Origin of the sequence: Erwinia sp. QL-Z3, from assembly GCF_004551645.1 — a bacterium.
Lineage (GTDB): Bacteria > Pseudomonadota > Gammaproteobacteria > Enterobacterales > Enterobacteriaceae > Erwinia > Erwinia billingiae.
This window is the reverse complement of the sequence record NZ_CP037950.1, coordinates 47,459-66,684: the sequence shown is the minus strand read 5'-3', so window position 1 is coordinate 66,684 and position 19,226 is coordinate 47,459. Positions and strand designations below refer to the sequence as shown.

17 protein-coding genes are annotated in these 19,226 nt (G+C 57.7%); 12 read left to right on the top strand and 5 right to left on the bottom strand.

From position 1 onward, the window contains the following. Positions 1–195: 195 nt before the first annotated feature. Positions 196–654, bottom strand: coding sequence for a ribose 5-phosphate isomerase B (rpiB, locus tag E2F51_RS01050; protein WP_013203329.1), 459 nt, complete (start codon positions 652–654; stop codon positions 196–198). A gap of 415 nt (positions 655–1,069) precedes the next feature. Between rpiB and E2F51_RS01045 the strand changes: the two genes are divergently transcribed. From E2F51_RS01045 to maeB, 7 genes are all read left to right on the top strand, one after another. Continuing rightward, on the top strand, positions 1,070–2,410 hold the full coding sequence (locus E2F51_RS01045) for an MFS transporter (protein WP_134822538.1): 1,341 nt from the start codon (positions 1,070–1,072) through the stop codon (positions 2,408–2,410). Beyond that, on the top strand, positions 2,407–4,158 hold the full coding sequence (locus tag E2F51_RS01040; RefSeq protein WP_134822537.1) for a dihydroxyacetone kinase family protein: 1,752 nt from the start codon (positions 2,407–2,409) through the stop codon (positions 4,156–4,158). The genes E2F51_RS01045 and E2F51_RS01040 overlap by 4 nt, the downstream gene beginning before the upstream one ends. After that, positions 4,158–4,952 (top strand): triose-phosphate isomerase family protein, encoded by a 795-nt coding sequence (locus tag E2F51_RS01035; RefSeq protein ID WP_134822536.1) that lies wholly within the window; start codon positions 4,158–4,160, stop codon positions 4,950–4,952. The genes E2F51_RS01040 and E2F51_RS01035 overlap by 1 nt, the downstream gene beginning before the upstream one ends. Then, positions 4,937–5,743 (top strand): sugar phosphate isomerase/epimerase, encoded by an 807-nt coding sequence (locus E2F51_RS01030; RefSeq protein WP_134822535.1) that lies wholly within the window; start codon positions 4,937–4,939, stop codon positions 5,741–5,743. The genes E2F51_RS01035 and E2F51_RS01030 overlap by 16 nt, the downstream gene beginning before the upstream one ends. A 4-nt stretch (positions 5,744–5,747) precedes the next feature. Beyond that, positions 5,748–6,605 carry a phosphogluconate dehydrogenase C-terminal domain-containing protein gene (locus E2F51_RS01025; RefSeq protein ID WP_134822534.1) on the top strand — a complete coding sequence of 286 codons (858 nt, stop codon included), beginning with the start codon at positions 5,748–5,750 and terminating at the stop codon, positions 6,603–6,605. Positions 6,606–6,759: 154 nt separating this feature from the next. Beyond that, positions 6,760–7,722 carry a sugar-binding transcriptional regulator gene (locus tag E2F51_RS01020; protein WP_013203323.1) on the top strand — a complete coding sequence of 321 codons (963 nt, stop codon included), beginning with the start codon at positions 6,760–6,762 and terminating at the stop codon, positions 7,720–7,722. Between the two features lie 295 nt (positions 7,723–8,017). Beyond that, the gene (gene maeB, locus E2F51_RS01015; RefSeq protein WP_134822533.1) at positions 8,018–10,297 is read left to right on the top strand and encodes an NADP-dependent oxaloacetate-decarboxylating malate dehydrogenase; all 2,280 of its coding nucleotides are present in this window, start codon (positions 8,018–8,020) and stop codon (positions 10,295–10,297) included. Between the two features lie 60 nt (positions 10,298–10,357). Here the strand turns inward: maeB and hemF are convergent, their stop codons facing one another. Together hemF and amiA are read right to left on the bottom strand one after the other, a co-directional pair. Further along, positions 10,358–11,266, bottom strand: coding sequence for an oxygen-dependent coproporphyrinogen oxidase (gene hemF, locus E2F51_RS01010; protein WP_134822532.1), 909 nt, complete (start codon positions 11,264–11,266; stop codon positions 10,358–10,360). Between the two features lie 50 nt (positions 11,267–11,316). Continuing rightward, complete coding sequence (gene amiA / locus E2F51_RS01005; protein ID WP_134822531.1) at positions 11,317–12,195, bottom strand: N-acetylmuramoyl-L-alanine amidase AmiA; 879 nt, start codon at positions 12,193–12,195, stop codon at positions 11,317–11,319. 211 nt (positions 12,196–12,406) lie between these two features. On the opposite strand from amiA, the gene E2F51_RS01000 reads away from it, so the two are divergent. The 4 genes from E2F51_RS01000 to E2F51_RS00985 all read left to right on the top strand — a co-directional run bounded on the left by E2F51_RS01000 (position 12,407) and on the right by E2F51_RS00985 (position 14,981). Next, positions 12,407–12,832: a GNAT family acetyltransferase gene (locus tag E2F51_RS01000; protein ID WP_013203319.1), complete on the top strand. Its 426-nt coding sequence runs from the start codon at positions 12,407–12,409 to the stop codon at positions 12,830–12,832. A gap of 56 nt (positions 12,833–12,888) precedes the next feature. Continuing rightward, the gene (locus E2F51_RS00995) at positions 12,889–13,335 is read left to right on the top strand and encodes a DUF2919 domain-containing protein (protein ID WP_013203318.1); all 447 of its coding nucleotides are present in this window, start codon (positions 12,889–12,891) and stop codon (positions 13,333–13,335) included. 116 nt (positions 13,336–13,451) lie between these two features. After that, positions 13,452–14,069 (top strand): RpoE-regulated lipoprotein, encoded by a 618-nt coding sequence (locus tag E2F51_RS00990; RefSeq protein ID WP_013203317.1) that lies wholly within the window; start codon positions 13,452–13,454, stop codon positions 14,067–14,069. A gap of 15 nt (positions 14,070–14,084) precedes the next feature. After that, a complete protein-coding gene (locus tag E2F51_RS00985) occupies positions 14,085–14,981 on the top strand; it encodes a Dyp-type peroxidase (RefSeq protein WP_134822530.1) in 897 nt (298 codons plus the stop codon). A 64-nt stretch (positions 14,982–15,045) separates the two neighbouring features. Here E2F51_RS00985 and xylB read toward each other — a convergent pair whose 3' ends face one another. Continuing rightward, positions 15,046–16,509 (bottom strand): xylulokinase, encoded by a 1,464-nt coding sequence (xylB, locus tag E2F51_RS00980; protein ID WP_134822529.1) that lies wholly within the window; start codon positions 16,507–16,509, stop codon positions 15,046–15,048. Positions 16,510–16,526: 17 nt separating this feature from the next. After that, the gene (xylA, locus tag E2F51_RS00975) at positions 16,527–17,846 is read right to left on the bottom strand and encodes a xylose isomerase (RefSeq protein ID WP_013203314.1); all 1,320 of its coding nucleotides are present in this window, start codon (positions 17,844–17,846) and stop codon (positions 16,527–16,529) included. 353 nt (positions 17,847–18,199) lie between these two features. Here xylA and xylF point away from each other — a divergent pair, with 353 nt between their 5' ends. Further along, the gene (gene xylF, locus E2F51_RS00970) at positions 18,200–19,195 is read left to right on the top strand and encodes a D-xylose ABC transporter substrate-binding protein (protein WP_134822528.1); all 996 of its coding nucleotides are present in this window, start codon (positions 18,200–18,202) and stop codon (positions 19,193–19,195) included. The last annotated feature ends 31 nt before the right edge of the window (positions 19,196–19,226 follow it).

Below are 19,226 nucleotides of genomic sequence, written 5' to 3'. Positions count from 1 at the left end.
CTGCCCGACAGGGTTTTCTGTTCTCAGGCCAAACATTGCATCAGACGTCCTGTAATAGAAATGCGTTTTCTCTGATTATTGCAATGGGTTCGCCCAATGGTCAGGCCGCGCGGACGAAAAAAATGCCGCACTTTTCAGTGTAGCACTTCCCTGGGATTTCGTGATGGCGCGCACGGTTGCGCGCCAACGGCTGGCTTATTTCGCGCCGGCGTGCTGCTCGTAATAGCTGATTTTATCGACCTTCTCCGACGAACCGCCGCCCTCAAATTCCGAATTCAACCAGCTGGATACAATCGATCGCGCCAGTTCAGGACCGATCACTCGCGCACCCAGCGTCATCACCTGCGCATTGTTACTTTTGCGGGCGCGCTCGGCGGAATAGGTATCGTGGCACTGCGCCGCACGAATGCCCGGCACCTTGTTGGCGACGATCGCCATGCCAATGCCGGTGCCGCAAATCAAAATCCCACGCTCATGCTTGCCGTCTTTAATGGCATTGGCCAGCGTCCAGGCGATGTCCGGGTAAATCGGTTTATCGGTCTGCGCATCATTACTGTAGTCGCTGACATCCAGATTCAGCGTTTGAAGGTACTGTTTAATCAGGTTTTTTAATTCCAGCGCCGCATCATCAGCACCAATTGCAATAGAAGTCATAGGTTACTCCACGGGTAAGGGGGCCGCTGGGCATCCTGACGTCAGGAAAACCGGTCGACGGCGAACTGCTATTACCCTCGCATAAAAATGCTCATATGTTCAATAGGTGTTCTTTTGTTTTTTTTGATCGTGAGATTATTACGCGAGGTATGGTGACGAGTGTCGCTTAATTGCGCTTTTATTCGGCGGAAGTCGGAAAAATGAAAGGTTTTGAGGTCGCTCACACTTTTGTGATTGTCCCGTGGGCAATGAGCATTGATACAGGTAGTGTTCATATGTTCACGCATTGATGCAATGCACAAGAAGACCCACTGAGGACTCAAACCATGCGTCAAATTCACTTTCAACCAGGTTCATCGCCCTACACAACGTTAGCCGTTTCTTCCTTAATGCCGGTGGCAAAAGGGGTCGTGGTATGACAACTCATCTGCAATCGGCCGTCGAAAAATCGGCTATCCGCAAAGTCTCACTGCGGTTGGTGCCCTTTGTGGCGCTGATGTTTTTCATCAACTTCCTTGACCGCACGGCGATCTCTTTCGCCGGGCCAAACGGCATGAGCGAGGATCTGGGGCTGCACGCCGCGCAGTTCGGCCTCGCCTCGGGCATCTTCTTTATTGGCTATATCCTGCTGGAGGTGCCAAGCAACCTTGCGCTGCATCGCTTCGGCGCACGCAAGTGGCTGGCGAGGATCATGGTCAGCTGGGGCATCGTCTCGTTACTGTTTACCTGGGTAAGCAGCGTCGAAGGCCTGTACATCTTGCGGATGCTGCTGGGCGTGGCGGAAGCCGGCTTCTTCCCCGGTGCCATTCTGTTCCTGAGCATGTGGGTACCGGCGCGCCATCGCAGCAAGGTGCTGTCGCTGTTCTATCTGGCCCAGCCGCTGACGGTGGTGTTTGGTGCACCGCTGGCCGCCGCGCTGATCGAACAGCATGGCCTGTTTGGCTTATCCGGCTGGCGGGTGATGTTCCTTGGCGTGTCGATCCCGGCCATCGTCATCGGTATCGTCACCTGGTTCTATCTGGCCGACTCGCCGCGTCAGGCTAAGTGGCTTAACGCCGAAGAAAAAGCGTGGCTGAGCAGCGAGCTGGAAAAAGAGCGTGACCAGAAGCAGGGCAACGCCCATCCAGGCCTGCGCAGCGTGCTGTTTAATGGCCGCGTGTGGATGCTGTGCCTGATTTACTTCGGCTTCATCTATGGCCTGTACGCGCTGGCCTTCTTCCTGCCAACCATTATCTCTGGCTTCCAGCAGCAGTTCGGCACCTCGTTTAACGTGATTGAGAAAGGGCTGATTACCGGCGTGCCGTACATCTTTGCGGCGGTGGTGATGTTCTTCTGGTCGCGTGATGCATCACGCCGTGGCTGCAAAACCTGGCATATCGCGCTGCCGGCCCTGACCGGTGCCATCAGCGTGCCGCTGGCGCTGTATATGGACTCGCCGATGGCGACCATTCTGGTGATTTCCATCACCGCCAGCTCAATCTTTGCTGCCTTACCTAACTTCTGGACTTTACCTACGCAGTTCCTGACCGGCGCTTCAGCAGCCGCGGCAATTGCCCTGATTAACACGCTGGGCAACGTGGCCGGATTCTCGGCGGGCTATCTGACCGGGATGCTAAAAGACGCCACCGGCAGCTACACCGTGTCGATGATGGTGGTCGGCGGCTTTATGTTGCTCTCTGCCGTGTTGATGCTGTTGCTCAACGCCAAACGTTCAGGAATGCAGTCTGCCCGTCTTTCACAGGAGCCTTCACAATGACCTATCTCTTTAACCAACCCTCTGCGTTTGCCAATGAACTGATCGAAGGGTTTGTGGCGGCGAATGCGGACAAAGTGCGTCAGGTGGCGGGCGGCGTGGTGCGCAGCACGCGCAGCAAGCCGGGCTGTGTGGCGATTGTTATCGGCGGCGGCTCCGGGCACTACCCGGCATTTTCTGGCCTGGTCGGGCAGGGGATGGCGCACGGTGCGGCGATGGGTAACCTGTTTGCCTCACCTTCCGCTCAGCAGATTTATAACGTGGCCCGCGCGGCCGACAATGGCGGCGGCGTGTTGCTGGCGTTCGGCAACTATGCCGGCGATGTGCTGCACTTCGGCCAGGCCTGTGAGCGCCTGAAATCCGAAGGCATTCCCTGTGAACTGCTGGCGGTCACCGACGATATCTCCAGCGCGTCGCTGTCCGAGCAGGAAAAGCGACGCGGCGTCGCCGGTGATTTAGCGGTATTTAAAGCCGCCGCCGCCGCGGCTGAAGCGGGTTACTCGCTGGCCGAGGTCACCAGGCTGGCGCGCCATGCCAACCACCGCACCCGTTCCCTCGGCGTAGCCTTCTCCGGCTGTACGCTGCCCGGCGCCAGCCAGCCGCTGTTTGAAGTGGCGCACGGCACCATGGCATTGGGAATGGGTATTCACGGCGAACCGGGCATCAGCGAATGTGCCATTCCACCGGCCGATACGCTGGCGGAGCTGTTTGTTGAGCACCTGCTGAAAGAGTGTCCGCAAGAGATTGGCGAACCGCGCGGTCAGCGCGTGGCGGCAATCCTCAACGGCCTTGGCTCGGTAAAATATGAAGAGCTGTTTGTGGTCTATCGCCGCGTTGCCCAGCTGTTGAAAGACGCCGGACTGGAAGTGGTTGAACCCGAAGTGGGTGAGTTTGTCACCAGCTTCAATATGGCCGGCGCGTCATTAACCCTGGTATGGCTGGATGACGAGCTGGAAACCTTCTGGCGCGCGCCGGCCAATGCCCCGGCCTTCCGCAAAGGCAGCGTGCTGGTGGCTGAACCGCTGAGCGCAGCCGAACTGATTTTGCCGCAGGTGGATGAGGTGCCGAACGCCTCGCAAGCGTCACAACAGTCCGCGCGCTGCGTGCTGGCGGTGGTGAAGGCGATGGCAGAGGTTATCTATCAGCATGAAGAAGAGCTAGGCCGCATTGATGCGGTAGCCGGGGACGGCGACCACGGCATTGGCATGGCGCGCGGCGTGACCGGTGCGGTGGAAAAAGCGGTCGAAATGCACCAGCGCCACGCGGGCGCCGGCACCTTACTGTGCCGCGCTGCCGATGCCTGGGCGGATAAAGCTGGTGGCACCTCGGGCGCGTTGTGGGGCGTGGCGTTAACCGCCATTGGCTCCGCGCTGGGTGACGCTGAGTCGCCGAATGCGCAACGCGTGGCGTTGGGCGTGCAGCATGCCAAAGAGGGCATCATGCACTTTGGTAAGGCGAAGGTCGGTGATAAAACCCTGGTCGATGTGCTGGTACCGTTCAGCGAAACGCTGAGCGCCCGCGTTGAGGCCGGTGATTCGCTGAATGATGCCTGGGCCGCCGCCGCGAAGCAGGCGACGCTGAGTGCCGAAGCCACCCGTCAGATGGTGCCGAAAATGGGCCGCGCCCGTCCGCTGGCCGAAAAAAGCGTCGGCACGCCGGATGCCGGTGCCGTCTCACTGGCGCTGATCGTTAACAGAATTCATCAGCAGTTGACCGCGCAGACCGAAGCCCGCCTGCAGGGAGTGCACTGATGACACAGCCGCGTATAACGCTGGGCGTTAGCCTGAAGATGTATTTCAGCTATCAGCAGACGCTGGCGTGGAGTCAGGCGGTCGCGGCCATTGCCCGCAACCATCCGGCAATAATCAGTGGTGAGGTGGCGCTGTTTGTCCTGCCCGCGTTTCCCGCGTTGCCGCCGGTGCTTGAGGCATTTGCCGGCAGCAATGTGCTGGTCGGTGCGCAGGATCTGTGTCAGGAAGATAACGGTGCCTGGACCGGTGAAGTCAGCGGCGCGATGCTGGCGGAAATGGGCTGTGGCTTCGCCGAAATCGGTCATGCCGAGCGCCGTCGCTACTTTGCCGAAGACGACAGGCTGATTGCCGCCAAGCTGGCCGCTTCGCTGCGCAATGGCCTGACGCCGGTGCTCTGTCTGGGTGAATCAGAACAGGGCACAAGTCAGCAGGCGATTGCCGTTTGTCGTCAGCAGCTGGACGCTTATCTGCTGACGGCCCGCCAGCAACAGCTTTCCGGCCACATCGTTCTGGCCTATGAACCGCAGTGGGCGATTGGCGCGGCCACCTCCGCGCCCGACGATTTTATCGCTGAGGTCTGCCACGGCCTGCGTGCATTCAGCGGGCTGGGGGAATTCACCTTCAGCGTGATTTATGGCGGCAGCGCGGGGCCGGGCTTATTACGCCGTCTGGGTCACCACGTTGACGGTTTGTTCCTTGGACGCTTTGCCCATCAGCCGGCGGCACTGGCATCAATCATTGATGAAGCCGCCGAGCTGGCTACATCTCAGGAGGCAGCATGGCAACAGGCTTAAGCACCTACGCCTATTTCTGGCGGATGTCAGAAAAAGTCCCGGCACCGATGACCCTGCAACAGGTCCTGCAGCACACCGCCGAGATGGGCGTGTCGCTGTTCCAGATTTGCGACTATCCGCAGATTGAGAGCTGGAGCGCGGCGCAGCTTCAGGCGCTGCGGCAGCAGGCTGACCAGCTGGGCATGGCGCTTGAGCTGGGCACGCGGGGTCTGGAAGCCGGGCATCTGCAACGCTACCTCGAACTGGCCGATGCGCTTGAAGTGACCGTATTGCGGTCGATGTTCAACAGCGCGACGTCACGACCAACGCTGGCCGAAGCGGGCGCGATGATCGAAACCGTGCTGCCAAAATTTGAGCAGCAGCAGGTCAAACTCTGTCTGGAAACCTACGAGCAGGTGCGCAGCGCCGACATGATGTCGGTGATCAACCGCTTCGACTCCCCGTCTCTGGGCGTATGTCTCGATCCGGCCAACTGCGTGGCCGCGCTGGAACTGCCTGAACAGGTGATTGAAAACACCGTCGATCGGGTACTGAACCTGCATATCAAAGATTTTGCTTTCTCGCGTCAGGATGGCTGGGTCGGCTTTACCCTCGCCGGCAGTCCGATGGGCGAAGGCTTACTGAATTATCGCCAGCTGATTGAGCGCGTGCGCCCGGACAGCAGAGGCATCAACCAAATCGTCGAGCACTGGTTACCCTGGCAGCAGGATGCGCAACGCACCTGCCAGCTGGAACAGCAGTGGACTCAACAAAGCGTCGATTATTTAGCGAAACATCAATTCCAGGAGTGATTTTATGAGCACACAATTAAAAACAATTACCGTTATTGGCGCCGGCGGCAAAATGGGCATGCGCATCTCTGCCAATCTGCAAAAAAGTGATTATCAGGTCTTCTATTGTGAGAGCGCGCCACAGGCGCAGGAACAGGTCACCGCTCAGGGCCGTGAACTGTCAGCCGCTGAATCGGTGGTGCCGGTCAGTGATGTGGTGATCCTCGCGGTGCCGGACATCGTGTTGGGCAAAGTGTCTGAAATCGTGGTGCCGCAGATGAAAACCGGCGGCATCCTGTTAACGCTGGATCCGGCTGCCGCCTATGCCAACCTGATCGCCCAGCGCGACGGCATTGAGTACGCGGTTGCGCACCCTTGCCATCCCTCGGTATTCCTCGAGCGTTACACCAAGGAAGAACATGCCGATGCGTTCGGAGGTGTGGCCGCCATCCAGCACATTGCCGCATCCTATGAGACCGGCAGCGAGGCGCAAAAAGCCGAGCTGAGCAAGGTGGTCAGCGTGATGTACGGCCCGGTTGAGGAAGTGCACTGGGTAACGGTGAAGCAGCTGGCCTATCTGGAGCCAACGTTAGTGGAAACCGTGGCCTGTATGGTCGGTGCCTTTATGAAAGAAGCGCTGGACGAAACGGTCAAGCATTCTGGCGTGCCGGAAGCCGCTGCGAAAGCGATGCTCTACGGGCATATTCAGATTGCGCTGGCGGTAGCTTTCCGCGCCACCAACCCGTTCTCGGATGCCTGCATGATCGCCATGGAATATGGCCGTGAGAAGATTGTGAAACCCGACTGGAAGCAGATTTTTGACGAGAAAGAGCTGGATATCGTCATTGCCCGTATGCTGAAAATTGACGCAATCCGCCGCTAATTGTGAGCTTCCCCCGGGCAAGAATGGGCAATCATTGGCTCATCGCCGGGGGAAAGTGGTATAAATCCGGTCTATACCGTGCGGGCGGCCCGAGTGCCGCCCGGGCTTTGTTGCCCGCCAGGCACCGACTTATCTCCAGCTCAAGAGAACCCGGATGGAAAAGAACTCGCCTTCTCAGGATACAGAACTGCTGACGGAAATTGCCGTTGCCTACTATCAGGACGAAATTACCCAGGAAGAGATCGCGCGTAAATTCGGTATTTCCCGCATCAAAGTGGGTCGCTTGCTCAAGCGGGCCAAGGAAGAGGGCATTGTTGAAATCAACGTGCGCTATCACCCGGTGTTCAGTACCCGCCTGGAACAGCAGCTGCTGGAGCGTTTTCCGCTGCAACGTGCCTTAATCGCTTTGGATTATCAGGATGAAGAAGAGCAGCGCCGTCAGGTTGCAGCGCTGGTTTCCGCGCATCTGGCGCAGACGCTGAAGGATAACGCGGTGGTCGCCGTCGGACAGGGACGCAATATCGCCGCGGTGGCCGATCATCCCGGCAACGTGCCGATCCGCAACTGCCACTTTATCAGCGGCATTGGCGGCACTCATCGTCCTGGCGATGCGATCAACGCCGACCATATCAGCCGCCGTCTGGCGCGCAAATTCGGCGGCATCAGCGAAACGCTGTATGCTCCGGCCTACGTGGAAAACCGCGCGCTGAAAGAGTCCTTTATGCAGAACGGCACCATTAAAGAGACCCTCGATCGCGCCCGCAAAGCCGATATCGCGCTGGTCGGCATTGGTGACATGAACGAGAACAGCTATATGGTGAAGCTCGGCTGGTTTACGCCGCATGAAATTATTGATGCCAGCCTGAATCAGGGCGTCACCGGGGATGTGGCGGGCTATGACTTCTTTAATGCGCAGGGCCAGCACGTTGATACGGTGATGAACGATCGGGTGATCGGTTTGAGTATCGAAGAGCTGCGCAAAATACCCTGCGTGATTGCCATCGCCTCGGAAAATACCAAAGCCATGGCCATTCTTGGCGCGTTAAGAACCGGCGCTATCGATATTATTGCCAGCTCGGCGCAGAACATTCGCACCTTGCTGAATATGACCAAGTAACGCTGGAACGCGCGCGGATATCGCGGCGTTCAACGATAGCCCTTTCCTCGCTGATTTACTCTGCAGCAGCCTTTATGGCTGCTCTGCCTTTTCTCCCCCGCAGGCATTTATCCCGTCTTTGAAGGCGCCACGTTGCTGACGCCGGGCGGGGTTTATTCGCTGTTGCTGATTACTGGAAACCATTTCCATAAAACCTGAATTCCTGGCGGTTTTATGCACTGCTTCAAGTTTTGCCCGGCGAAGCCCTTTTATACTGACGCGTTGACTCCCTCCGTAGAAAACAAGGATCCTGATAATGGACGAACAACTGAAACAGAGTGCGCTCGATTTTCATCAGTTCCCGGTTCCGGGAAAAATTCAGGTCTCACCGACGAAACCCCTGGCAACACAACGCGATCTGGCACTGGCTTACTCGCCGGGCGTGGCGGCACCCTGTCTGGAAATTGCCGCCGATCCGCTCGCCGCCTTTAAGTACACCGCGCGGGGAAATCTGGTGGCGGTGATCTCTAACGGCACCGCGGTGCTGGGGCTGGGCAATATCGGTGCGCTGGCAGGTAAGCCGGTGATGGAAGGGAAGGGCGTGCTGTTTAAAAAGTTCGCCGGCATCGACGTGTTCGATATCGAAATTGATGAGCTGGATCCCGACAAGCTGATCAACGTGATTGCCGCGCTGGAGCCGACCTTTGGCGGCATCAATCTGGAAGATATCAAAGCGCCCGAGTGCTTCTATATCGAAAAGATGCTGCGTGAGCGGATGAATATCCCGGTATTCCATGACGATCAGCACGGCACCGCCATAATCTGTACCGCCGCGGTACTCAACGGGCTGCGGGTGGTGAAGAAAACCATTTCCGACGTGCGGCTGGTGGTTTCGGGCGCCGGTGCGTCCGCCATCGCCTGCATGAATTTGCTGGTGGCGTTGGGAATGCAGAAACACAACATTGTGGTCTGCGACTCCAAAGGGGTGATTTACCAGGGGCGCGAAGCAAATATGGCCGAAACCAAAGCGGCCTATGCGGTGCAGGACAGCGGCAAACGCACGCTGGATGAGGTGATTGAAGGTGCCGATATCTTCCTGGGCTGTTCGGGTCCCGGCGTGATGTCGCAGGAGATGGTGAAAAAAATGGCGCGCGATCCGCTGATCCTCGCGCTGGCCAATCCGGAGCCTGAAATTCTGCCGCCGCTGGCAAAAGCGGTGCGGCCGGATGCGATTATCTGTACCGGACGTTCCGACTATCCCAACCAGGTGAATAACGTGCTGTGCTTCCCGTTTATTTTCCGTGGCGCGCTGGATGTCGGTGCGACGGCGATTAATGAAGAGATGAAGCTGGCTGCGGTGCATGCTATCGCCGAACTGGCGCTGGCAGAGCAGAGTGACGTGGTGGCTTCCGCCTATGGCGATGAAGAACTGGCGTTTGGCCCGGATTACCTGATCCCCAAACCCTTCGATCCACGGCTGATTGTGCAGATAGCGCCGGCGGTGGCCAGGGCGGCGATGGATTCCGGCGTGGCGACGCGGCCGATTGAGGATATGGACGCCTATCGCGAAAAGCTCAGCGAGTTTGTTTATAAAACCAACCTGTTTATGAAGCCGATCTTTTCGCAGGCGCGCAAAGATCCGAAACGGATTGTGCTGGCGGAAGGCGAGGAAGCCAGAGTGCTGCATGCCACCCAGGAGTTAGTCTCGCTGGGGCTGGCGAAACCGATCCTGATCGGCCGCCCGAGCGTGATCGACATGCGGCTGAAAAAGCTGGGGCTGAAGATTGAAGCCGGAAAGGATTTTGACGTGGTGAATAACGAATCCGATCCGCGTTTTAAAGCCTACTGGAGCGAGTATTACCAGATTATGAAGCGGCGCGGCGTTTCGCCAGAACAGGCCCAGCGCGCGGTGATCGGCAACCCGACGCTGATTGGCGCAATCATGGTACATCGCGGTGAAGCCGATGCGCTGATCTGCGGCACCATTGGCGACTTCAAAGAGCATTACGAGGTGATCGAAAAGCTGTTTGGCTTCCGCGAAGGCGTCAGGGTAGCCGGAGCGATGAACGCGCTGCTGCTGCCTGCCGGCAACACCTTTATCGCCGATACCTACGTCAATGAGGATCCCACGCCGGAACAGCTGTGCGAGCTGACGCTGATGGCGGCGGAAACCGTGCGCCGCTTTGGTATTGAACCGAAAGTTGCGCTGCTCTCACACTCCAGTTTCGGCACCTCCAACGCGCCGGCCGCCTGTAAGATGCGGGAAACGCTGGCGTTGGTGAAAGCGCGCGCGCCGGAGCTGGAAATAGACGGTGAGATGCATGGCGATGCGGCGTTAGTGGAAAGCATCCGTCAGGAGTTGATGCCGGACAGCCCGTTAAAAGGCGCGGCGAATATCCTGATTATGCCGAACGTCGAGGCGGCGCGGATCAGCTACAACCTGCTGCGCGTGTCCTGTTCGGAAGGGGTGACCGTCGGTCCGGTACTGATGGGGATTGCCAAACCGGTGCATGTGCTGACGCCAATCGCCTCGGTCAGGCGTATCGTCAATATGGTGGCGCTGGCGGTGGTTGAGGCGCAAACGGCACCGTTATAAAGCTGCAGGCTGAAGAGGATGCAAGGGGCGATAAGCGTGTTATCGCCCCTTTTTTTTAGCTTAAATCCAGTCTTTCACCGGCAGGAAATCGGTATAGAGCGCGGCTTCCGGGGTGCCTGGCTGCGGCGCGTAGTCATACTCCCAGCGCACCAGCGGCGGCATAGACATCAGAATCGACTCGGTTCGCCCACCGGTTTGCAGACCAAACAAGGTGCCGCGATCCCACACCAGATTGAACTCTACGTAGCGGCCACGGCGGTACAGCTGGAAATCCCGCTCACGTTCGCCCCAGCTCAACCCCTTGCGGCGTTCGATAATTGGCAGATAGGCCTGCAAAAAGCCTTCGCCCACCGCCTGAGTAAAGCGGAAGCAATGGTCAAAGTCAGGGGTATTCAGGTCGTCGAAGAACAGCCCGCCGATGCCGCGCTGCTCGTTGCGGTGCTTGATAAAGAAGTAGTCGTCGCACCACTTTTTATAGCGCGGATAGACATCTTCACCAAACGGCTGGCAGAGATCGCTGGCCGTCTGGTGCCAGTGCACGGCGTCTTCGGCGAAGCCGTAATACGGGGTCATATCGAACCCGCCGCCAAACCACCACACCGGATCGGCACCGGGCTTCTCGGCAATAAAGAAGCGCACGTTGGCATGGCTGGTCGGCAGATAGGGGTTTTCCGGGGGGATCACCAGCGACACGCCCATCGCTTCAAAGCTGCGGCCTGCCAGCTCCGGACGGTGTGCGGTGGCAGACGCCGGCATTTGATCGCCATGAACGTGGGAGAAGTTAACGCCGGCCTGCTCGAATATCGCGCCGTTGCGCAGCACGCGGCTTCGACCGCCGCCGCCGCCTTCGCGGTCCCAGCTGTCTTCTTCAAAATTTGCCTTGCCGTCAGCCTGGGCTAACTGCTGGCAAATGCTGTCCTGTAATGTGAGCAGAAACTGCTTCACCTGGGCGAGGTCGGGTGCGTTCATGGCTTACCTTGCTGATGAAAATTGACGCGCGGAGTATACGCCAAAATGGGTCAGCTGGGGCGTCTGTTATTGGCATCGAACTCATTAAAGTAGCTGACGATGCCGCCGACAATCGCCGTGGCGATTTTTTGCCGGAAAGCGGTGGTGCCTAACAGACGCTCCTCAGCCGGGTTGGTAATAAAGGAGGTTTCCACTAACACCGACGGGATCGAAGGGGACTTCAGCACGGCAAACGCCGCCTGTTCGGTATGCTGGCTGTGCAGGTGATGCACCGGACGGATTTGGCCCAGCACGTGTTTGCCCAGCGTCAGGCTGTTTTTAATGGTGTCGGTCTGTACCAGGTCGAACAGCACCTGCTGCAGATAGTGGTCTTTATCGGCGGCCTTGACGCCACCGACGTCATCGGCGGCATTTTCACGCTGCGACAGGTAGCGCGCCATGCTGCTGCTGGCCCCGCGATTGGACAGGGCAAACACCGAGGCACCGTTGGCATCGGGGCTGGTAAAACCGTCGGCGTGGATCGACATAAACAGGTTCGCGCCGTGCTGATGGGCGATTTCGACACGCTCACCCAAGGGAATAAAGTGGTCGGACTCGCGGGTGAGCCGCGCTTCGATATGCGGATGGTCGTTGAGCATGGTGCGGATATGATTGGCAATTTCCAGCACCACATGCTTCTCTTCGGAACCCTCTTCGCCCACCGCACCGGAGTCAATGCCGCCGTGGCCCGGATCGATCATCACGATTTTTTTACCGTTGGCGGACGGCGGTGGCGGGGTGTTGGCTTTAGCCCGTGCCGAAGCGAGTTTTAGCGACGCGCTTTCCTCTTTCGCCCTTGCCGGTTTATTGACCAGTAAAGCCAACGCCAGGCCGGAAAGCAGCAGCTGACGTCGGGAAGTTAACGGGGTCATCTGGCCAAACTTTTTCATCAACACATCCTCAGGGCACAAAGTGCTTATTGTTATATCGTAACAATAGCTCCCGCGCGAGGAGGGAACTATTTCAACTTTTTACTTTCCATTTCAGCAGGCTAACAGATGGGCTCGGGCGTTTTTTTCGCTCTTAATGGTGGTTGAGGCTTGCACCGCCGAAAGAAAGCGTGATAATCAGCAAATTGTGGTTAACATCTGGGGCAACGCCATGGAAATTCGCGTATTTAGCCAGGACGATTTTGAAGAAGTGATTACCCTGTGGGAGCGTTGCGATCTGTTACGTCCCTGGAACGATCCGGAAATGGATATCGAGCGTAAGCTCAATCACGATCCCGATCTGTTTCTGGTGGCGGTCGTCGGTGGGGTAATTGTCGGCACGCTGATGGGCGGCTACGACGGTCATCGTGGATCGGCTTATTATCTCGGCGTTCATCCCGATTATCAGGGCCGTGGCTTTGCCAACGCGTTGATCAACCGGCTGGAGAAAAAGCTGATCGCCCGCGGATGTCCGAAAATCCACGTGATGGTGCGTGAAGAAAATGATGCGGTAATGGGCTTTTATGAAAAGCTCGATTATGAAGCGGTGGACAGCGCGCTGCTCGGCAAACGCCTGATCGAAGATCGCGAATATTAATCGCTCGGGTGGCGCGGTGTCACCCGACGTTCCTGCCTGTGATGTGAAATAACCTGATGTATTCCCCTGACGATTACGATGCCCGAGGCCAGCTGCGATTACCTCTGGGCTTCTGGGCGATTTTGCTGTTACAGGCCCGCACCTGGGTGCTGTTTGTGATGGCTGGCGCCTCGCGTCAGCAAGGGACTTCGCTGCTGGCGTTATTCTATCCTGACACCCATGCCTTCTGGTTGGGGCTGGGATTAGGCGTGCCCGCCGCGCTGGGCCTGCTGTTAACCGGCTATCGCCAGCGCGCACCGAAACTCTGGCAGGCCTGGCGCTGGGTGCTGATGCTGACCCTGGTGGCGATGCTGGCGTTACAGGCTTTCACCCTGTGGCACGGCGACGACGCCGTTTCACCACTGGTGATCCTGTTTACCGGTTTTGATCTGCTGGCGCTGTACTGGCTGGCTTTCAACCGGCGGTTAAAAGCCTGTTTTGATCCTGCCAGCAATATGGCATAAACCTGTTGCCTGGCACTTTCAGGTTTTTATCCGACTCTGTGAGCCGGATAAAACTTTTTCACGGATTAACACTCCAACCAGTTCAGACGTTTTGAGTCACCATGACAGGAGTTGCAATGAAATCTGTTCGCCCGGCACTGATCGCCGTCGCTTTGCTGTTGGCCGGTTGCGCCAGTTCAGGCCCTTCACCCCAGCCGTCCAACGGCGCGACCTGGTGGAATCCGCTGACCTATTCGTGGTCCAGCCTGGCGCCATGGCACTGGTTTGGCTCCTCGCTCACCGTTGAAGAGCAGGGTGTCGGCACGCTGAATGGCAGCACCGCCATGACCGAAGAGGCTATCAGTGACGGCCTCAACGGCAACTATCAGGTGCGCAAAGGGATGCGCAGTGATAACGGCAACGTGGTGACCTTCTTCCAGGCCGTGAAAGATGCCAAGGTTAAGGTGGAAGTGAGCGGGCAGTCGACCGTCGACCGTATTGAGGTGACCGACAGCAGCATCGCCTCCGCCGACGGCAATAAAATCGGTACGCCGTTCAGCGATCTGTTCCGCAAAGCCTTCGGCGCCTGCCAGAAAGGCACCGGCAAAGACAGCGACGGCGTGGAGTGTAATGCACCAGGCAGTCAGCATATCAGCTACGTCTTTACCGGCGAATGGCACGGTCCGGAAGGCCTGATGCCGTCGGATGAGGCGCTGCAGAAATGGACCATCAGTAAAATCATCTGGCAAAAATAGCAGGAGAGCCACACCATGTCCCAGTCCCAGAGCGGCATTTTATTAGAACATCGCCGTTTTGCTGTTTACCTTGAAGCGATGATGCAGGGCGATTTAGCCGCCTTTCGTCAGGGTATTCCTCTTTTCCTGCAGCAGCTTGAGCAGTTGCAACAGCGCTGGCCGGATGCGGGACTGGGTGCGGTTATCGCCTTTGGCCCGGCGTTATGGAACGATCTGAACCCTGCAAACAGCACCGCTGAGCTGAAAGACTTTCAGCCGCTGGGGAAGGGCATGGCACCCGCCACGCAGCGCGATCTGCTGATCCATATCCAGTCCTTACGCCATGACGTGAACTTCAGCCTGGCGCAGGCGGCGGTGGAGGCATTTGGCGGATCGATTGCGGTGGTGGAAGAAACCCACGGTTTCCGCTGGGTGGAAGATCGCGATTTAAGCGGCTTTGTTGATGGTACGGAAAACCCGCAGGGCGAGCAGCGGCCGATTGTGGCACTGATTGGCGCAGGCGAAAATGCCGGTGGCAGCTACGTCTTCAGCCAGCGCTGGGAACATAATCTGAAGATGTTTAACCGCATGGCGGTGAACAAGCAGGAGCAGATTATGGGCCGTACCAAAGAGAGCAATGAAGAGCTGGAAGGCGACGACCGCCCGGCCACGTCGCACGTGGCCCGTGTCGACCTGAAAGAGGACGGCAAAGGCCTGAAAATTCTGCGCCAGAGCCTGCCATACGGTACGGCCAGCGGCACCAACGGGCTGTTCTTCCTCGCCTATTGCGCCACGCTTTACAATATTGAAAAGCAGCTGTTAAGCATGTTCGGCGAGCTGGACAATAAGTTCGATGCCATGCTGCGCTTTACCAAGCCGGTCAGCGGCAGCTATTTCTATGCGCCTTCTCAGCAGCAGTTAGCCGCCCTGTAATACGCGATAAGCCCCGCACGAAAGGGGCTTAATTCCCTGCTCACAGATCCTCCCTCAACCGGCATTACTCCTCAGTCATAAACGGCAACAGCGCCTGATACAGCTGGCGGAAGGTTTCCCGCTGTTGGGCATAATGCTGATGATTTTCCGCATCCGGCGTATGGCGTTGTTCCAGCGGCAGCTCGGGCAACATCTCGCTGAGCGGCTTGTGAGGATTGATCGCGATTTGCGCCAGCCTGGCCGCACCCAGCGCAGGACCCACGTCACCGCCGGTGCGGTACTCCAGTGCATGTCCGCAAATATCCGCCAGCATCTGCCGCCACCAGGCACTTCGCGCACCGCCGCCGATCAGCGTGATGCTGCGCGGTTGCAGGCCGCTGGCATGCAGCGCATCCATGCCGTCCGCCAGCGCAAAACCCACCCCTTCCAGCACGGCGCGCGCCAGATGTTCGGCACCGTGCTGATGCGTCAGCCCCCAGAAAGCGCCTTTCGCCTGCGGATTGTTATGCGGCGTGCGCTCACCGGAGAGGTAGGGCAGGAACCACACCGGCGCATCAACCGGTTTGGCCTGCTCCGCCAACGTAAGCAGCGTCGGCACATCGCGAATATTGGTCAGCTTGCAGGCCCAGTCCAGGCAGGACGCCGCGCTCAGCATGACCGACATCAGATGCCAGGTTTCCGGCAGCGCATGGCAGAAGCTGTGCACCGCACTTTCCGGATTGCTCCTGAAGCCGTCGCTCACCGCGAAATAAACCCCCGAGGTGCCAAGCGACAGCATGGCCTGGCCCGGCTGATACAGCCCGACGCCAATCGCGCCGGCGGCATTATCGCCACCGCCCGCCACCACCGGTAAGCTACCCGCCAGGCCCCAACGCTCGGCGAGTGCGGCGTGCAGCTTGCCGGTAATCTGGTTGCCCTCAAACAGCGCAGGCATGGCGTTGCGGGACAGGCCGCAGGCAGACAGCAGTTCATCGCTCCAGTCACGCTGGCTGACGTTCAGCCACATCGTTCCCGCCGCATCGGACATATCGCTGGCGAATTCACCGGTCATCCGCCAGCGCAGGTAATCCTTCGGCAGCAGCACTTTGTCGATCTGGCTGAAAATCTCCGGCTCGTGCTGCTTCACCCACAGCAGCTTGGGCGCAGTGAACCCCGGCATCATCACGTTGCCGGTGATATCACGCGAGGCCGGAACCGCCTGTTCCAGTTCCCGACATTGCGCCGCGCTTCTGCCGTCGTTCCACAGGATCGCCGGACGTAAGATCTGCTGGCGCGCATCCAGCAGCGTGGCGCCGTGCATTTGTCCGGTCAGGCCGATGGCCTTCACCTGCTGCAAATCCTGTTGTTTCGCCAGCGCCTGCATCGCCTTATCCGTTGCCTGCCACCATTCAGCAGGCGACTGCTCGGACCATAATGGCTGCGGGCGTGAAATCGTCAGCGGCTCACCGTGCGTGGCAAGCAACTGCCCGCTTTCACTGAGCAGGATAGCCTTCACCCCGGAGGTGCCGAGATCGATGCCGATATACATAGGGACGTGTCCTTGTATTAACCAAACAGATAGCGATTCACCAGATTCTCCAGCTTTTCCTGATGACCGCTCTGATGTTGTGGGGCCAGGTTATGATCGCCGGCGTATTTCGCCAGCGCATCCAGCGACAGCTTGCCTTGCAGGATCTGCTGGCCCAGCTCGCCGTTCCAGTTGGCGTAGCGTTTGGCGACCAGCTGATGCAGCTCACCCTCTTCAATCATCTTCGCCGCCACCTTCAGCGCCAGCGCCATGGTATCCATGCCACCAATATGACCATAGAACAGATCGTATTTATCGGTGCTCTGACGGCGGACTTTGGCATCAAAATTGAGGCCGCCGGTGGTAAAGCCGCCCGCTTTAAGAATTTCAAACATCACCAGCGCATTTTCTTCCACGCTGTTCGGGAACTGATCGGTATCCCAGCCGAGCTGAGGATCGCCACGGTTGGCATCGACCGAGCCGAAGATCCCCAGCGCAATCGCCGTGGCAATCTCATGATGGAAGGAGTGGCCGCCGAGGGTGGCGTGGTTCGCCTCGATATTCACCTTGATCTCTTTTTCCAGCCCGAACTGCTTCAGGAAGCCATACACCGTCGCCACGTCGTAATCATACTGGTGCTTGGTCGGCTCCTGCGGTTTCGGCTCAATCAGCAGCGAGCCCTGGAAGCCAATCTTATGCTTATGCTCAACCACCATCTGCATAAAGCGACCAATCTGCTCGCGCTCCTGACGTAAATCGGTGTTAAGCAGGGTTTCATAACCCTCGCGTCCGCCCCACAGCACGTAGTTTTCGCCGCCCAGTTTCTTCGTTGCGTTCATCGCGGTGAACACCTGAGTCGCTGCCCAGCTGAACACTTCCGGATCGGGGCTGGTGGCCGCACCTGCGCCATAGCGGGGATGGGTAAAGCAGTTGGCGGTGCCCCACAGCAGCTTGACGCCGGTGGACTGCTGTTTTTCCGCCAGCACATCGCTCATCACCGCAAAGTTATTCAGGTAGGTCTTCAGCGAGTCGCCTTCCGGCGAGACGTCCACATCGTGGAAGCAGTAGTAAGGCACGTTCAGTTTCTGGAAGAATTCGAAGGCGACATCGGCCTTACGCTTTGCAAGCGCCAACTGATCCCCTGCCTGTTGCCACGGCCGCTCGAACGCCCCGACGCCAAACATATCCGCCCCGGTCCAGCAGAAGGTGTGCCAGTAACAGGCAGCAAAACGCAGATGTTCATCCATACGTTTGCCGAGGACGATTTCGTCGGGATTGTAATGGCGAAACGCCAGCGGGTTTTTACTGCCGGTTCCTTCAAAGCGAACCTGTTCAAGCTGATCAAAATAGGGTTGCATGGTTGACTCCTGGGTAGCTGGCCCGTCTGGCGGGATAGGGGCATCTTCGGAGTTCAGGGGCCGAACCACAATTACGTTATTTCACACTCAAATTCAGAGAATTATTAACTGTGCGTGAGATCTCATTATTCAGCGCAAAAAGTTAACCTCAGCCGGTGCCGCATTTTTAAATGCGCTGAAGGTGAATTCCGACAGCAAAACATGACCGTGGTCATAAAACAAAAACTAAACCAAAAATCGTAATCAACGGGTAAGAATCAGTAATTGCTCAACCGGAAGCAATTGACAACAATCCGCTGGACGTTTCGTGACCTCTATTTCCCCGACACCATCAATAAAAAAGGGTAATAAAAATGAAATTCAAGCACCTCTTACTCTCTGCCTGTGCGCTGTTCGTGTTGGCCAGCCAGCCTGGCGTCAGTAAAGAAATCAAAATCGGGATGGCGATTGACGATCTGCGTCTGGAGCGCTGGCAGAAAGATCGCGATATTTTTGTGAAGAAGGCCGAATCGCTGGGCGCAAACGTGTTTGTGCAGTCAGCCAACGGCAACGAAGAGACGCAGATGGCGCAGATTGAGAACATGATCAATCGCGGGGTCGATGTGCTGGTGATCATTCCTTACAACGGCCAGGTGCTGAGCAACGTGATCAAAGAAGCCAAGCGCGAAGGCATCAAGGTGCTGGCGTATGACCGGATGATCAACAACGCCGACATCGATTTCTATATCTCTTTCGATAACGAAAAGGTCGGGCAGCTGCAGGCGCAAAGCCTGGTAAAGCGCGTGCCGACGGGGAATTACTTCCTGATGGGCGGCTCGCCGGTGGATAACAACGCCAAGCTGTTCCGTCAGGGGCAGATGACCGTGCTGAAGCCGCTGATCGATAGCGGGAAAATCAAAGTGGTGGGCGATCAGTGGGTCGACGGCTGGCTGCCAGAGAACGCGCTGAAGATTATGGAGAATGCGCTGACCGCCAACAATAACCACATTGATGCGGTGGTGGCGTCGAATGATGCGACCGCGGGCGGCGCGATTCAGGCGTTATCGGCTCAGGGGCTGGCGGGGAAAGTGGCGATCTCGGGGCAGGATGCTGACCTGGCGGCGGTGAAACGCATTGAGGCGGGCACCCAAACCATGACGGTGTATAAACCGATCAGCAAGCTGGCCGATGACGCGGCGAAAATTGCGGTGCAATTAGGTTCGGGCCAGCAGCCAGAAAGTAATGCCACATTAAATAATGGCGCTAAAGAGGTGAAGTCCTGGTTATTAACGCCGATTTCGGTCAATAAATCGAATATCGACAGTACCATTATCGCTGACGGATTCCATAAAAAAGCCGAATTAAATTGAACCCTCCGCAGCGAAATAACGGGAGGACAGA

Excerpts from the sequence above, each read along its gene's own strand:
- rpiB (WP_013203329.1), bottom strand. The coding sequence starts at position 654 with ATGACTTCTATTGCAATTGGTGCTGATGATGCGGCGCTGGAATTAAAA.
- E2F51_RS01045 (WP_134822538.1), top strand. The coding sequence starts at position 1,070 with ATGACAACTCATCTGCAATCGGCCGTCGAAAAATCGGCTATCCGCAAA.
- E2F51_RS01040 (WP_134822537.1), top strand. The coding sequence starts at position 2,407 with ATGACCTATCTCTTTAACCAACCCTCTGCGTTTGCCAATGAACTGATC.
- E2F51_RS01035 (WP_134822536.1), top strand. The coding sequence starts at position 4,158 with ATGACACAGCCGCGTATAACGCTGGGCGTTAGCCTGAAGATGTATTTC.
- E2F51_RS01030 (WP_134822535.1), top strand. The coding sequence starts at position 4,937 with ATGGCAACAGGCTTAAGCACCTACGCCTATTTCTGGCGGATGTCAGAA.
- E2F51_RS01025 (WP_134822534.1), top strand. The coding sequence starts at position 5,748 with ATGAGCACACAATTAAAAACAATTACCGTTATTGGCGCCGGCGGCAAA.
- E2F51_RS01020 (WP_013203323.1), top strand. The coding sequence starts at position 6,760 with ATGGAAAAGAACTCGCCTTCTCAGGATACAGAACTGCTGACGGAAATT.
- maeB (WP_134822533.1), top strand. The coding sequence starts at position 8,018 with ATGGACGAACAACTGAAACAGAGTGCGCTCGATTTTCATCAGTTCCCG.
- hemF (WP_134822532.1), bottom strand. The coding sequence starts at position 11,266 with ATGAACGCACCCGACCTCGCCCAGGTGAAGCAGTTTCTGCTCACATTA.
- amiA (WP_134822531.1), bottom strand. The coding sequence starts at position 12,195 with ATGAAAAAGTTTGGCCAGATGACCCCGTTAACTTCCCGACGTCAGCTG.
- E2F51_RS01000 (WP_013203319.1), top strand. The coding sequence starts at position 12,407 with ATGGAAATTCGCGTATTTAGCCAGGACGATTTTGAAGAAGTGATTACC.
- E2F51_RS00995 (WP_013203318.1), top strand. The coding sequence starts at position 12,889 with ATGTATTCCCCTGACGATTACGATGCCCGAGGCCAGCTGCGATTACCT.
- E2F51_RS00990 (WP_013203317.1), top strand. The coding sequence starts at position 13,452 with ATGAAATCTGTTCGCCCGGCACTGATCGCCGTCGCTTTGCTGTTGGCC.
- E2F51_RS00985 (WP_134822530.1), top strand. The coding sequence starts at position 14,085 with ATGTCCCAGTCCCAGAGCGGCATTTTATTAGAACATCGCCGTTTTGCT.
- xylB (WP_134822529.1), bottom strand. The coding sequence starts at position 16,509 with ATGTATATCGGCATCGATCTCGGCACCTCCGGGGTGAAGGCTATCCTG.
- xylA (WP_013203314.1), bottom strand. The coding sequence starts at position 17,846 with ATGCAACCCTATTTTGATCAGCTTGAACAGGTTCGCTTTGAAGGAACC.
- xylF (WP_134822528.1), top strand. The coding sequence starts at position 18,200 with ATGAAATTCAAGCACCTCTTACTCTCTGCCTGTGCGCTGTTCGTGTTG.